This window comes from Halomonas smyrnensis AAD6, assembly GCF_000265245.1.
Lineage (GTDB): Bacteria > Pseudomonadota > Gammaproteobacteria > Pseudomonadales > Halomonadaceae > Halomonas > Halomonas smyrnensis.
In genome coordinates, this window is sequence record NZ_AJKS02000010.1 from 93,662 (window position 1) to 108,127 (window position 14,466).

13 protein-coding genes are annotated in these 14,466 nt (G+C 72.2%); 9 read left to right on the plus strand and 4 right to left on the minus strand.

The annotated features are described in order from the left end of the window. The first annotated feature begins 165 nt into the window (after positions 1-165). From UYS_RS0211900 to UYS_RS0211920, 5 genes are all read left to right on the plus strand, one after another. Complete coding sequence (locus tag UYS_RS0211900; RefSeq protein ID WP_016855739.1) at positions 166-915, plus strand: FadR/GntR family transcriptional regulator; 750 nt, start codon at positions 166-168, stop codon at positions 913-915. A 66-nt stretch (positions 916-981) separates the two neighbouring features. Further along, entirely contained in the window at positions 982-2,130 is a 1,149-nt protein-coding gene (gene dgoD / locus UYS_RS0211905) for a galactonate dehydratase (protein WP_016855740.1), read from the plus strand. 11 nt (positions 2,131-2,141) lie between these two features. Beyond that, on the plus strand, positions 2,142-3,122 hold the full coding sequence (locus UYS_RS0211910; protein ID WP_016855741.1) for a 2-dehydro-3-deoxygalactonokinase: 981 nt from the start codon (positions 2,142-2,144) through the stop codon (positions 3,120-3,122). 16 nt (positions 3,123-3,138) lie between these two features. Beyond that, complete coding sequence (locus UYS_RS0211915; protein WP_016855742.1) at positions 3,139-3,750, plus strand: 2-dehydro-3-deoxy-6-phosphogalactonate aldolase; 612 nt, start codon at positions 3,139-3,141, stop codon at positions 3,748-3,750. Next, complete coding sequence (locus tag UYS_RS0211920) at positions 3,747-4,622, plus strand: SMP-30/gluconolactonase/LRE family protein (protein WP_156821614.1); 876 nt, start codon at positions 3,747-3,749, stop codon at positions 4,620-4,622. Before UYS_RS0211915 ends, UYS_RS0211920 begins: the two co-directional genes overlap by 4 nt. A 161-nt stretch (positions 4,623-4,783) precedes the next feature. On the opposite strand, the gene UYS_RS0211925 is transcribed toward UYS_RS0211920, so the two are convergent. Further along, positions 4,784-5,647 carry a MurR/RpiR family transcriptional regulator gene (locus UYS_RS0211925; RefSeq protein ID WP_016855744.1) on the minus strand — a complete coding sequence of 288 codons (864 nt, stop codon included), beginning with the start codon at positions 5,645-5,647 and terminating at the stop codon, positions 4,784-4,786. Positions 5,648-5,876: 229 nt separating this feature from the next. Between UYS_RS0211925 and zwf the strand changes: the two genes are divergently transcribed. The 4 genes from zwf (at position 5,877) to UYS_RS0211945 (ending at position 9,464) form a co-directional block, all read left to right on the plus strand. Next, positions 5,877-7,385, plus strand: a complete 1,509-nt coding sequence (gene zwf, locus UYS_RS0211930) for a glucose-6-phosphate dehydrogenase (protein WP_016855745.1) — start codon at positions 5,877-5,879, stop codon at positions 7,383-7,385. A 1-nt stretch (position 7,386) separates the two neighbouring features. After that, positions 7,387-8,052, plus strand: coding sequence for a 6-phosphogluconolactonase (gene pgl, locus UYS_RS0211935; RefSeq protein ID WP_016855746.1), 666 nt, complete (start codon positions 7,387-7,389; stop codon positions 8,050-8,052). Between the two features lie 29 nt (positions 8,053-8,081). Next, positions 8,082-8,744, plus strand: coding sequence for a bifunctional 4-hydroxy-2-oxoglutarate aldolase/2-dehydro-3-deoxy-phosphogluconate aldolase (locus UYS_RS0211940; protein WP_026068526.1), 663 nt, complete (start codon positions 8,082-8,084; stop codon positions 8,742-8,744). Positions 8,745-9,020: 276 nt separating this feature from the next. Further along, on the plus strand, positions 9,021-9,464 hold the full coding sequence (locus tag UYS_RS0211945; protein ID WP_016855748.1) for a hypothetical protein: 444 nt from the start codon (positions 9,021-9,023) through the stop codon (positions 9,462-9,464). Positions 9,465-9,558: 94 nt separating this feature from the next. Here UYS_RS0211945 and UYS_RS0211950 read toward each other — a convergent pair whose 3' ends face one another. The 3 genes from UYS_RS0211950 to ptsP form a co-directional block, all read right to left on the minus strand. Then, positions 9,559-11,310 carry a PTS fructose-like transporter subunit IIB gene (locus tag UYS_RS0211950; protein WP_016855749.1) on the minus strand — a complete coding sequence of 584 codons (1,752 nt, stop codon included), beginning with the start codon at positions 11,308-11,310 and terminating at the stop codon, positions 9,559-9,561. Then, complete coding sequence (pfkB, locus tag UYS_RS0211955; RefSeq protein ID WP_016855750.1) at positions 11,307-12,281, minus strand: 1-phosphofructokinase; 975 nt, start codon at positions 12,279-12,281, stop codon at positions 11,307-11,309. The genes UYS_RS0211950 and pfkB overlap by 4 nt, the downstream gene beginning before the upstream one ends. After that, positions 12,281-14,466: phosphoenolpyruvate--protein phosphotransferase (ptsP, locus tag UYS_RS0211960; protein ID WP_016855751.1), on the minus strand; the 2,186-nt coding region annotated here is incomplete at its 5' end. The genes pfkB and ptsP, both read right to left, overlap by 1 nt.

Genomic DNA, 14,466 nt, shown 5'->3' on the forward strand with positions numbered 1-14,466 from the left:
GGAATCGGGAGGGGTATTGTTGTGGCTGGTGGCGGGCATGGCAAGTCCGTCGACCGGGAGCCATTGGACCAAAGGCGCATGACGCGGGGGTGTGGTTGGGCTTACACTCTCGCGATAAATGTCAGACATTTTGCGCTGACGCCACTCGGCCATGGGGAGCGATCGATGAGTCTCGAGGCACTGGGCCCGCATCAGGGCGATGCCGATGCGCTGGCGCGGCGACTGGCCCGGGCGCTGCTGGGCGGCGACTGGCAGCCCGGCGACGCCTTCCCCAAAGAGCTGGACATCGCCGCCCACTGCGCCGTCAGCCGCAACCTGGTGCGCAACGCCCTGGCCAGTTTGACCGCCGCCGGCCTGCTCGAGCGCACCGCCGGGCGCGGCACCCGGGTGCGCGAGGTCGGCGACTGGCACCTGCTCGACCCGCAGATGAGCGACTGGCTGGTTGGCCTGGCGCATCCCCAGCCGCAGCTGGTGCGCGAGCTGCTGGCCTTTCGCTACTCCGCCGAGCCGGTGGTGGCGGAGCTGGCCGCCCGCGCCGCCGGCCCCGACGATCTGGCCCGCCTCGAGGCGGCCTTTCGCGGCATGGCGGCGACCGCCGACGCCTCGCAGCAGGCCGCCCAGCACGTGGAGTACGACGTGGCCTTCCACGAGGCCATCTACGAGGCCAGCCACAACCTGATCTGGCGCCAGATGGGCCACCTGCTGCGGCCGTCGATCCTGGCCCTGGTGCAGCACTCCCAGCGTCCCGCCCGCGGCGACGACGGCCTCGGCGACAGCCTGGAACGCCACGGCGCGGTGCTCGAGGCGATCAGGGACGGCGACGGGCCGCGCGCCGCCCGGGCCGCCCGCGAGGTGCTGGGCCGCACCGCCCGCGACCTGGGCGTCGACACCGAGACCGGCGCCCGCGCCGACTGATACCGGCGGTCGCCCCGCGGCGGCCGTTCACGCTTGACCGTTCATGCTTTCAGAAAGGAGCCATCCATGAAGATCACCCGACTCAAGACCTGGCAGGTGCCGCCGCGCTGGCTGTTTCTCAAGATCGAGACCGACGAGGGCGTCTACGGCTGGGGCGAGCCGGTCATCGAGGGGCGCGCCGCCACCGTCGAGGCCGCGGTCCACGAGCTGTCCGACTACCTGATCGGCCAGGACCCGCACCGCATCGAGCACCTGTGGAACACCCTGTACCGCGCCGGCTTCTACCGCGGCGGGCCGATCCTGATGAGCGCCATCGCCGGCATCGACCAGGCGCTGTGGGACCTCAAGGGCCGCGACCTGGGCGTGCCCGTGCACCAGCTGCTGGGCGGCGCCGTGAGGGACAAGATGCGCATGTACGCCTGGACCGGCGGCGACCGGCCGAGCGACGTGGGCGAGGGCGCCAGGGCGCTGGTCGACCAGGGCTTCACCGCCTTCAAGATGAACGGCACCCCGGAGCTGCAGATCGTCGATTCCCACAAGAAGATCGACGAGGCCGTGGCGCGGGTCGCCGAGGCCCGCGAGGCGGTGGGCCCCGACGTCGGCATCGGCATCGACTTCCACGGCCGCGTGCACCGGCCCATGGCCAAGGCGCTGCTGCGCGAGCTGGAGCCCTTCCATCCGATGTTCGTCGAGGAGCCGGTGGCCCCCGAGCACCTGCCCTGCCTCAAGCACATCGCCGGCGGGCTCGGCTATCCGCTGGCCACCGGCGAGCGCCTGCACACCCGCTTCGAGTTCCGCGACCTGCTGGCCGACGGCATGATCGACATCGTCCAGCCCGACCTCTCGCACTGCGGCGGCATCAGCGAGGGCCTGAAGATCGCCGCCCTGGCCTCCGCCCACGACGTGGCCATGGCCCCGCACTGCCCGCTCGGCCCGCTGACGCTCGCCACCTCGCTGCACGTGGATGCGGTCAGCCACAACGCCTTCATCCAGGAACAGAGCATGGGCATCCACTACAACAAGGACAACGACGTGCTCGACTACCTGGTCGACAAGTCGGCGCTCGGCATCGAGGACGGCTTCTGCGCCATTCCCCAGGGGCCGGGGCTGGGCGTGGAGATCGACGAGGCCTTCGTCGAGGAGCGCGCCAAGGTGGGCCACCGCTGGCGCAACCCGGTGTGGACCCATGACGACGGCTCCATCGCCGAATGGTAAGCGAGGCCGAGATGACGCAAGCGATTTCCATGCGGCTGGCCTGGGTCGCCGTCGATTGGGGCTCCAGCAACCTGCGCGCCTGGGCCCTGGGCGCGGGCGGCGAGGTGCTGGCCGAGGCCGAGGCCGCCCGCGGCATGCTGGGTCTGGCCCCGGCCGACTATGAGCCGGCGCTGCTGGCCGTCATCGGCGACTGGCTGCCCGCCGAGGGCCGCGTCACGGTGCTGGTCTGCGGCATGGCCGGCGCCCGCCAGGGCTGGCGCGAGGCGCCGTACCGGCCGGTGCCCACCGCGCTCGACGCCCTGGCCGAGGGCGCGGTGCGCCCGGCCGTCGAGGATGCGCGCCTCGACGTGCGCCTGCTGCCTGGCCTGTGCCAGGGCGCGGACGCCGGCGGCTTCGACGTGATGCGCGGCGAGGAGACCCAGCTCGCGGGGCTCGCGGCCCTCGCGCCCGGCGTCTCCGGCCTCGTGTGTCTGCCCGGCACCCACGCCAAGTGGGCGACGCTCGAGGACGGCCGCGTGCAGGGCTTCCACACCTACCTGACCGGCGAGCTCTATCGCCTGCTGGCCAGTCAGTCGGTGCTGACCCACTCGCTCTCCGAGGACGATCTCGAGGACGCGGCCTGCCGCGAGGCCTTCACCGCCGCCGTGGCCGAGGCCGCCGCCGCGCCGGAGGCCTTCACCCGGACGCTGTTCGGGCTGCGCGCCATGGACCTGCTCGACGACGCCCTGCCGGGCGGCGAGGCCCGCGGCGCCGTGCTGGCGGCCAGGCTCTCCGGGCTCGCCATCGGCCTGGAGCTGGCCGGTGCCTGCCGTCATCTCACCGCGGGCCAGGGCGTGCGGCTGATCGGCGGCGAGGCGCTGTGCCGTCGCTACGCCCTGGCGCTCTCGGCGCTGGGCCACGACAGCGAGATCATCGCCAACCAGCGCGCGGTGCTGGCCGGCCTCGGCCTGGCCCAGGCCGCCCTCGCACACGCTTCCCCTGACCATGACTGAACAGGAGTCTCGTTCCATGTCCCTTCCGCTGATCGGTATCCTGCGCGGCATCACCCCCGACGAGGCCGTCGACGTCGGCGAGGCGCTGCTCGCCGCCGGCCTCGACCGCCTCGAGGTGCCGCTGAACTCCCCCGAGCCGCTGGAGAGCATCCGCCGCCTGGCCGAGGCGCTGGGCGATCGTGCCGCGGTCGGCGCCGGCACCGTGCTGACGCCCGAGCAGGTGCGCGACGTGCACGCGGCCGGCGGCCGGTTGATCGTGTCGCCCAACTGCCGCCCGGCGGTGATCGAGGAGACCCGCCGGCTGGGCATGGCGTCCTATCCCGGCATCGTCACGCCCTCCGAGGCCTTCGATGCCCTGGACGCCGGCGCCACGGCGCTCAAGCTGTTCCCGGCGGTGCAGGTCGGACTCGAGGGCATGAAGGCGGTGCGCGCCGTGCTGCCGGCGGGCACCGCGCTCTATGCCGTGGGCGGCATCGGCGTCGACAACTTCGCCCAGTGGCGGGCCGCCGGCGTCGACGGCGCCGGGCTCGGCAGCGCCCTCTACAAGCCCGGCCTCGGCGCCGAGGAGGTCGGCGAGCGGGCGCGCCAGCTGGTCGAGGCCTGGCGGGCCGCGGATCCGGCGTCATGAGCGAAGCGGCGCGTATGGCGGCGGCCGGCGGCTGCGAGCTGGGCGAGGGGCCCCAGTGGCACGCCGCGTCCGGCCGCCTGGTGTGGTGCGACATCCTCGGCCGGCGGCTGCACTGGCTGGAGGCGGAGAGCGGCGAGACCGGCGTGATCGACCTCGACCACATGGCCTCGCTGGCCGCGCCGCTGGACGACGGCGGGATGCTGGTGGTGGGCGAGGATCGCCTGAGCCGTCTGGACCCCGCCTCCGGCGCGATCGAACGGCTGATGGGCTTCGAGGCCGACAACGCCGCCACCCGCAGCAACGACGCGCGGGTGGATCGTCATGGCAGCCTGTGGCTGTCGAGCATGGGCCGGGGCGCCGAGGACGGCGCGGGCAGCCTCTACCGGCTGCATCGCGGCGAGCTTTCGCGGCTCAGGACCGGGCTGACGATTCCCAACGCGATCTGCTTCTCGCCTCAGGGCGAGCACGCCCACTTCGCCGACACGGCGCGCGGCATCGTCTATCGCTGGGCGCTGGACGCCGAGGGCTGGCCGGTCGGCGAGCCCGAGCCGTGGGGGGACGTCACTCGGCGCGAGGGCAATCCCGACGGGGCGGTGATCGACGCCGAGGGCGCCATGTGGCTGGCGCTGTGGGGCGCCGGCCGGGTGGTGCGCCTGGACCGCGAGGGCCGCGAGATCGGCGCCATCTCCGTTCCCGTCTCCCAGCCCTCCTGCCCGGCCTTCGGCGGCCCGGGGCTGGCCTCGCTCTACATCACCACCGCCCGCGAGGGCATGAGCGCCGAGCAGCGGGCCCGCGAGCCCGGCGCCGGCGATCTGTTCGTCGCCGATCTCGCGGTGCCGGGGCTCGCCGAGCCGACGCTGCGTCTGGGGTGAGGCGCCAGCGCCGGGAAACGACGAATGGGAGGAGCTCTCCGGCGACAAGCTTATGCGAGGGCGCTGTGAACCCTTCCCTGGGCGCTACTTTTGACATCCTTGTCAAAAACCCCTCGCGCCAGCTTGTCCCCGGGTGGGCTGTGTCGTGGTAGGGATAGCCCTCAGCCGGCGTCGCCCATCGGGTAGCGGGTCTCGCGCAGGCTGTCCTTGATCTTCTTCAGGTGGGGCAGGAAGTCCTCGCCGCGGCGCAGGGTCACGCCGGTGGCCAGCACGTCGATCAGCGCCAGCTGGATCATGCGCGAGGTCATCGGCATGTAGTGGTCGGTGTCCTCCGGCGCCGAGACCGCCAGGGTCTCGGTGCATTCGTCGGCCAGCGGCGAGTCCGGCGCGGTGATGCCCAGCACCACGGCGCCGTTGTTGCGCGCCACCTGGGCGATGTCCACCAGCTCGCGGGTGCGGCCGGTATAGGACATGATCACCACCACGTCGCCGGTGTGACAGGCGGCGGCGATCATGCGCTGCATCAGCACGTCGATATAGGCCGACACCGGGATGTTGAAGCGGAAGAACTTGTGCTGCGCGTCCTGGGCCACGGCGCCCGAGGCGCCCAGGCCGAAGAAGTGCAGCTGCTTGGCCTGGGTCAGGTAGTCGACCACCCGCTCGACCCGCGCCGGGTCGACCTCGCGCCGGGCGATGTCCAGCGCCGCGATGGTGGCACCGAAGATCTTGCCGGTGTATTCGGCCGCGGCATCGCCGGGTTCCACCGCCTGGCTGACGTAGGGCGTGCCGCCGGCCAGGCTCTGTGCCAGCTTGATCTTGAAGTCCGGATAGCCCTTGGCGTCGAAGCTGCGGCAGAAGCGGTTGACCGTGGGCTCGCTGACCGAGGCCGCATGGGCCAGGCTGGCGATGCTCATGCTGGTGGCGGCGGTGGGGTCGGCGAGGATGACGTCGGCGACCTTGCGTTCGGATCGGTTGAGCTCATCGAGGCGACGGCGAATGCGGTCCAGCAGATCGTGACTGACCATGCGCGAGGGAGTCTCCGTGAAGCGGTAGCGGCGTCGGTCGCCGCCGGTGTGTCGATATGATGTGGTGATTTAACTACATTATGTCCACTATCCTAGCGCGCGCGGGCGGGTAACGGCCAGCCGTGACCGCTCGGGCCTCTCCGCATTTAGTAGTAATTTTACAGAAGTTTTTGGAGATGGTCGGCGCGATAGGCTATTATTTTGTTAATTTAACCAGATGAGGGTGGTCATGAGCCAACACAAGCGGCCCCAGGAAGGAGGCTCCTTCGGCGATTTCGGCACGGCAATCGATCTGGCCCTGTTCGGAGCGCTCGGCGATCTGGCCCAGCGCAAGCTCTTTCCGGCGCTCTTCCACCTGGAGCGCGAGGGGCTGCTCGATCCCGCCACGCGGCTGCTGGGGCTGGCCCGTCAGGAGCTGGACGTGGACGCCTTCAAGGCGCGCGTCGAGAAGTCCTTGAAGACCTACGTCAAGGCCGAGGAGCTCGACCGCGAGGCGCTGGCCCGCTTCATGGCGCGGCTCGACTTCCTGCAGCTCGACTTCACCAGGCCCGAGGGCTACGCCGGCATCCGCGAATGGCGCCAGGGCGCCGAGCATCCGATGGTGGTCTACCTGTCGGTGGGAGCCAAGATCTACGGCGACATCTGCCGTCACCTGGACGCCAGCGGCAGCCTCGACGCCACGAGCCGCGTGGTGGTGGAGAAGCCGATCGGCCATGACCTCGCGTCCTCGGCCGAGGTCAACGACGCCATCGGCGCGGTGTTCCCCGAGTCGAGCATCTACCGCATCGACCACTACCTGGGCAAGGAAACGGTTCAGAACCTGATCGCGCTGCGCTTCGCCAACCCGCTGTTCGGCACCCAGTGGAACCAGAACCATATCTCCCACGTGGAGATCACGGTGGCCGAGAAGGTCGGCATCGAGGGGCGCTGGGGCTACTTCGACGAGGCCGGTCAGCTGCGCGACATGGTGCAGAACCACCTGCTGCAGCTGGTGTGCCTGATCGCCATGGACCCGCCGGCCAACCTCGACGCCGACGCCATCCGCGACGAGAAGGTCAAGGTGCTCAAGGCGCTCAAGCCGTTCACCGACGAGATGCTGGGGCGCGACGTGGTCCGCGGCCAGTACATCGGCGGCACCATCGACGGCCAGTCCGTGCCGGGCTACCTCGACGAGGAAGGCGCCAACATCTCGAGCCACACCGAGACCTTCGTGGCGATGAAGACCGAGGTGGCCAACTGGCGCTGGGCGGGCGTGCCCTTCTACCTGCGCACCGGCAAGCGCATGCCGGGCAAGATGTCGCAGATCGTCATCCACTTCCGCCAGCAGCCGCACTACATCTTCGATCCGGACCAGCGCGACCTGGCCGCCAACAAGCTGGTGATTCGCCTGCAGCCGGAGGAGGGCATCGCGCTGGAGGTGCTGACCAAGGACAGCGGCCTGGACAAGGGCATGCGCCTGCGCCGCGGCCCGCTGCACCTGGACTTCAACAGCGCCTTCCCCAAGGCGCGGATCCCGGACGCCTACGAGCGCCTGCTGCTCGAGGTGATGAAGGGCCAGCAGTACCTGTTCGTGCGCCGCGACGAGGTCGAGCACGCCTGGCAGTGGTGCGACAGCCTGATCGAGGCCTGGAACAACCGCGCCGAGCCGCCGCGCCGCTACCCGGCGGGCTCCTGGGGCCCGGTGGCCTCCATCGCCATGATCACCCAGGACGGTCGCAGCTGGTACGAGGACTATTGAGATGAGCCAATCCCGTGAGCAACTGGCCCGGCAGCTCGCCGAGGCCGTGGCCGAGGCCCTTCGGGCCGACCTGGCCGAGCGCGAGCGCGCCCTGCTGGTGGTGTCCGGCGGTTCCACCCCGGTGCCGTTCTTCGAGGCCCTGGCCGCCATGGACCTGCCTTGGTCCCGGGTCGACGTGACCCTGGCCGACGAGCGCTGGGTCGCGGAAGACGCCGACGACAGCAACGCCCGCCTGGTGCGGGCCCACCTGATGCAGGGGCCGGCCGCCGCGGCCACCTTCGTGCCGCTGACCAGCGCCGCCGCCACCCCCGAGGAGGGCGTGGCCGAGGTCGGCGAGCGCCTCGCGGCGCTGTCCTGGCCGGCCAGCGTGGTGATCCTGGGCATGGGCGGCGATGGCCACACCGCCTCGCTGTTCCCGGACAGCCAGGAGCTTGGCCTGGCGCTGTCCACCGCCGACTCGGTGGTGGCGGTGCGCACGCCGAGCCAGCCCCAGCCGCGCATCACCCTGAGCGCCGACCGGCTGCACCGCTGCCCGCGTCACTTCCTGCACATCACCGGCGAGGAGAAGCGCACGGTGCTGGGCCGTGCGCTGGCCGGCGACGACACCCGGGCGCTGCCGATCCGCGCCTTCCTGGCCGGCCCGCTCGGCATCTACTGGGCGCCCTGAGCCCCGGACCCCTTTCTGGAGCCATGACCATGACCATCGACAAGCAGCTGCCTTCCACCCGCACCACCGAGATCGACAGCATCTGCCTCAAGGCCGAGGTGATCCCGGTGCTCGCCATCCAGCGCGTGGAAGATGCCGTGCCGCTGGCCACCGCCCTGGTCGAAGGCGGCCTCAGCGTGCTCGAGGTGACCCTGCGCACCGACTGCGCGCTGGAGGCCACCCGCCGCATCAAGGAGGCGCTGCCCCAGGCCAGCGTCGGCATCGGCACCGTGCTGACCCCGGCGCAGTATCGCCAGGCCGAGCAGGTCGGCGCCGACTTCGTGGTGACCCCGGGCACCACCGAGGCGCTCTATCGCTACGGCGTGGAAAGCCCGGTGCCGATGCTGCCCGGCGTGGCCACCGTCTCCGAGCTGATGATCGGCTGGCAGTACGGCTATCGCCGCTTCAAGTTCTTCCCCGCCGAGGCCAGCGGCGGCGTCAAGGCGCTCAAGGCCTTCGCCGGCCCGATCCCCGAGGCGCGCTTCTGCCCGACCGGTGGCATCAGCCTGGACAACGCCGGCGACTACCTGTCCCAGCCCAACGTGATGTGCGTGGGCGGCTCCTGGCTGACGCCGAAGTCGCTGGTCGAGGCCGAGGACTGGAACGCCATCCGCCGGCTGGCCCAGGAGGCCGCGGAGCGTTTCCACCACTGAGTCTTTCGGTCGACCCTATCGGGTTCTCTCTCGACAGCCACTGGCTGTCCTTGCGCCCCGGCCATCATGGCCGGGGCTTTTTTCGTGCACCACGGGCGATCAGGGCGGGGCGTGTCGCGTCCACGGCGGTGCGCGGCCCGCGCGCTCGAGGCATAGACGTTAGTCTAATGCGTGTGAAATCAGCGTGATGGAGAAGTTGGCCCGCCCCTTGCTTTGTCAGGGTGACGTCGCCCGCGTCGCGGCGCCCGTCCCTTCGACAACACGAGGAAGCGACCCATGAACGATATCGCCCCGCTTACCCTGCTCGCCCAGGATCGGCTGACGCTGGCCAGTGGCCTCGAGAGTCGGGACCTGCAGCGCTACCGCCGGCTCGCCCAGGCGCTGGCCAAGCGCCACGCCGACATCAGCCGCGTGGTGGCCGATCTCGGCGCCGAGTGCGAGCAGCAGCTCGAGGCCCTGACCGAGGCCGCCGAGCGCATGGAGCTGACCGCCTGCGTCAGCCGCGACGAGGCGTCCGCGATTCCCACGGTCGAGGCCATGGGCGTCGACCAGGCGCTGAAGGAGGCGCTGGACGCCGCCGACGAGGCCAGCCGCCTGTCGCGCCTGCTGCTGGACACCAACGCCACGCCGGAGCTCGAGACGGCCCTGCTGGCCTTCGCCCGCCACAAGCAGCAGGAATGCAGCCAGCTGCGCGAGTGCCTGGCGGTGCACGTGAAATAGCCCCCACGCGACGCTCGCCCGAAGACGACAACGCCCCGGCAGGCCGTCATGGCCTGCCGGGGCGTTGTCGTGTCGGCCGTCGTCAGGCGAGGCGTCAGGCGCCGGCCTCGACCGCCACCGCCTGGCCGCCGCGCTTGAGCGCCGCGTAGCCGAGGCCGGTGATCAGCGAACCGATGACGATCGCCGCCAGGTACAGCAGCACCGGGGTGATGGCGTTGGGGATCAGCAGCACGAAGATGCCGCCGTGGGGGGCCATCAGCTTGGCGCCGAACAGCATCGACAGCGCCCCGGTCACCGCGCCGCCGACCATGCTGACCGGGATCACCCGCAGCGGGTCCTTGGCGGCGAAGGGAATGGCGCCCTCGCTGATGAAGCACAAGCCCAGCACGAACGACGCCTTGCCGGCCTCGCGCTCGGGCTCGGAGAACTTCGCCTTGGCGACGAAGCTCGAGAGGCCCATGCCGATCGCCGGCACCATGCCCGCGGCCATGATCGCCGCCATGGGCGCGTAGGTCTCGGAGGCCAGCAGGCCGACGCCGAAGGTGTAGGCGGCCTTGTTCACCGGTCCGCCCATGTCGAAGCACATCATGGCGCCCAAAAGCCCGCCCAGCAGCAGGGCATTGGTGGAGCCCATGTTCTCGAGGAAGGCGGTCAGCCCGGAGAGGATCGCCGCCACCGGCTCGCCGACGATGTAGATCATGGTCAGGCCGGTCACCAGGCTCGCCACCAGCGGGATGATCAGGATCGGCTTGAGCGACTCGACGCTGGCCGGCAGCCTGACGTAGCGGGTCACCGCCTTGGCCACGTAGCCGGCGAGGAAGCCGGCCAGGATGCCGCCGATGAAGCCGGCGCCGATCTCGGAGGCCAGCATGCCGCCGATCATGCCCGGGGCGATGCCGGGGCGGTCGGCGATGGAATAGGCGATATAGCCGGCCAGCACCGGCACCATCAGCGCGAAGGCCGTGCCGCCGCCGATCTGCATCAGCGCCGCGGGCAGGGTGCCTTCCTCCTGGAAGGCCTCGATGCCGAACACGAACGACAGCGCGATCAAGAGGCCGCCGGCCACCACCATCGGCAGCATGAAGGACACCCCGGTCAGCAGGTGCTTGTAGACGCCGCGCTCCTTGAGGCTCTTCCTGGCCTCGCCGCCTGCCGCCGGGGCGCTGCCGTCTTCCACCGCGGCCTCGGCCAGCGCCGCCTCGAGGGTCGGCTTCGGCTGCTTCAGCGCGCTGCCGGTGGAGGTGCGATAGATCCGCTTGCCGGCGAAGCGGGTCGGGTCGACCTCGATGTCGCAGGCCAGGATCACCACCTCGGCGTCACGGATCTCCGCCTCGGTCAGCTGGTCCTGGGCGCCCACCGAGCCCTGGGTCTCGACGCGGATGGGATGGCCCAGCGCCCTGCCGGCCTCGGCCAGGGCCTCCGCCGCCATGAAGGTATGCGCGACCCCGGTGGGGCAGGCGGTGACGGCGACGATGGACCGACCGCCGGGCGCGCCGGCCTCGGGCGCCGGCGTGGCATGGGTCTCGCCGCCGGGCACGAAGGCCTCGGCCTCGCGCCGGGCGCGCTCGAGGAAGCCGCCCGGGTCGGGCAGCGCCTGGTCGATGGTGGCGCGGAACAGCGACTTGCCCTTGAAGCGCTGCGGGTCCGGCACGTGGTCGGCGGCGACGACGACCAGGTCGGCGGCCGCGATGGCCTCGGCTGAGACCGGCTGCACCGGCGCAAGCTCGCCGTGCATCTCCACGGTAGCCTGCCAGCCCAGCCGCTCGGCGGCCTGCTCGAGGCGCCGGGCGGCGAGGAAGGTGGTGGCCATGCCGCTGGGGCAGGCGGTGATGAGGATAACGTTCATGCGAGGGCTCCCCCGGCGTCGTCGCCGCCAAGGCGGTGGACGCGCGTCTGTTGTTGGAGTGACGGGAAATCGGTGGCGCGGGCGTCGCCCACGCCGACATGGCGGACCGCCTCGGCGGACAGCGCGGTGGCCAGGCGCAGCGCCTCGTCGGGCGCGTGGCCCTCGAGCACGCCGTGCAGCAGCGCGGCCAGCAGGGTGTCGCCGGCGCACACGGTGCTGGCCACGGTCATGGCCGGTGGCAGCGCCTGCCAGGCGCCGCGGTGGCTGACCCACAGCACGCCCTCGGCGCCGGCGGAGAGCACCGCCTCCTCGATGCCGGCCTCGTGCAGGCGGCGGGCGGCCGTCAGGCGGGCGGCCTCGCTATCGAGGGGCATGCCGGCCCAGGCGGCGAGCTCCTGCTCGTTGGGCTTGACCGCGGTGGGGCCGGCGGCGATGGCGGCTTCCAGTGCCGGGCCGCTGGTATCGACCCACACCGGCAGGCCGGCGCCGCGCAGCCGCGCGATCAGCTCGGCCAGCGCCTCGGGCGTGACGCCGGGCGGCAGGCTGCCGGCGATCACCACCGCCTCGGGGCGGCGGGCGTCATCGGCGGCCAGCGCCTCGAGCCGGTCGAGCAGCGCCTGCCAGGCCTCGGCGTCGATGGCCGGGCCCGGGCCGTTGACGTCGGTGACCCGGCCGTCGGCCTCGGCCAGCTTGGCGTTGATGCGGGTCTCGCCGGGCACGCGCAGGAAGGCGTCCTCGAGCCCCGCGGCCTCAAAGGCGCGCAGGAAGGGGCCGTCGTTGTCGGCGCCGAGGAAGCCCGAGACGCAGACGTCATGGCCGAGGGCCGCCAGCACCCGGGCCACGTTGACGCCCTTGCCGGCGGCCGCGAGGTGGGTGGCGCTGGTGCGGTTGACCTCGCCGGGCGCCAGGCGCGCAAGCGATATCGACAGGTCCAGGGCCGGATTCAGGGTCAGGGTCAGCAGGCGAGCCATCAGCGGGCCTCCAGGGCGTCGCGGACCGCCTCGCCGGTGGCCTGAGCGAGCGCCAGCGCGGCCTGGGCGCGGGCCTCCTCGAGGTCGAACTCGCGCAGCCGCGCCTTGACCAGCGGCACCTGGCGGGCGCTGACCGAGAGCTCGTCGACGCCCAGGCCGACCAGCACCGGCACCGCGGTGGCGTCACTGGCCAGCTCGCCGCACACCCCGACCCACTTGCCCTCGGCGTGGGCCGCGGCCACGGTCATCTCGATCAGCCTGAGCACCGACGGGTGCAGGCCGTCGGCCTGGGCCGAGAGCTCGGGATGGTCGCGGTCGATGGCCAGGGTGTACTGGGTCAGGTCGTTGGTGCCGACCGAGAAGAAGTCGACCTCGGCGGCGAGCGTCGGCGCCAGCAGGGCGCTGGAGGGCACCTCGATCATCACCCCGAGCTGGACGTCGTCGCTGCGCTCGCCGGCCGGCAGCTCCTCGAGCAGCCGGTCGAGGATGGCGCGGGCGGCGCGAAACTCGGCCACGTCCTTGACCATCGGCAGCATGATGCGCAGCGGCCGGGCGTCGCGCTTCGGCTCGGCCGAGGGTGCGGCGGCCATCAGCAGCGCGCGGAGCTGGGTCTCGAGCACCTCGGGCCGGGTCAGCGCCAGGCGGATGCCGCGCAGGCCGAGGAAGGGGTTGCTCTCCTGGGGCACCGGCCAGTAGGGCAGCGGCTTGTCGCCGCCCACGTCCAGGGTGCGTGCCACCAGCGGGCGGCCGTCGAGGGCGTCGAGGGCCTCGCGGTATTCGCCGATCTGGGTCGCGAGGTCCGGCAGCGAGGCGTGGGCCATGAACACGAACTCGGTGCGCAGCAGGCCGACGCCCTCGGCGCCGCGCTCCACGGCATCGGCGGCGTGGGCGGTGTTGCCGAGGTTGGAGGCCACCTCGACGCGATGGCCGTCGCGGGTGCGGGCCGGCTCGAAGCGGGCCTCCCAGGCCTCGGCCTCGCGGCGGCGGCGCTCGGCCAGGCTGCTGCCAGCCAGCACGCACCCGGACGAGCGCACCGCGGACAACCCCCCGCGCTCGCCGTCGAGGATCAGCTCGGTGCCGTTGGAAAGCGACAGGATGCGCTCGCCGGCGCCGACCACGGCGGGGATGCCCAGCGCCCGGGCCAGGATGGCGCTGTGGGCGGTGGCGCCGCCGCGGGCGGTCAGCAGGCCGCGCACGCGGCTGGTGTCGAGGCGCGCCACGTCGGACGGGCCGATGTCGTCGGTGACCAGGATGTAGGGATGATCCGGCGGCTCGGGCAGCTCGACCCGGCACAGGATGCCCAGCACCCGGCGGCCGACGTCGCGCAGGTCGGCGGCGCGTTCGGCGAGCAGCTTGTCGGCCAGGCGCTCCTGGGCCTGGGCGGCGGTGTCGATCGCCTCCCACCAGGCGGCCTCGGCGGAGGCGCCCTCGTCGATGCCCTCGCGGGCGGCCTGATGGAGTTCCGGGTCGCCGAGCATCTCCTCGTGCATCGACAGGATCTGCGAGACCTCGCCGCCGCGGGCGTGCTGGATCAGCGCCTCGAGCTGCTCGCCGCCCTCGCGGAGGGCCTCATTCAGCCGGCGGCGCTCGGCGGCCGGGTCGGCGGCGCGGGCCGGGTAGTCGAAGCTCGGCGTGGTCAGCACGAAGGCCGGGGCGATGGCGAGCCCCGGCGAGGCGGCCACCGCCGGGTGGGCGATGTCGTCGGCCAGCGGCGCCAGCGCCGGGGCGTTCTCCGGCGCCGTGGTCACCGGCTCGCGGTAGGCATCGAAGGGTTCGACGTGCTCGCCGAGGCCGTCCTCCACGGCCCGGCAGACCGCGTCCAGCGCGGCCTCGGCGGTGTCGCCCTCGGCGGTGAAGATCAGCTGCTGGCCGCGGCGGGCGCCGAGGTTGATGACCTTGGTCAGGCTGGCGGCCGAGACGGCCTCGCTGCCGCCCTCGGCCAGGCGCACGCGCACCGTGGTGCCCTGGGCGCGGGCGACCTGGACCAGCTGCTTGGCCGGGCGGGCGTGCAGGCCGTGGGCGTTGAGCACCGTGGCCAGGCGCTGGCGGGCGGCGGCGGACTCGCCGGCCAGCCGCGCCAGCAGGGCGTCGGCGTCGAGCCGGTGCAGGGTCTCGGGGGCGTCGCTCTCGAGCAGCGCCAGGATGCGCTCGAGCAGGCCGCGGTGGGCCTGGCCCTGGGCCGCCA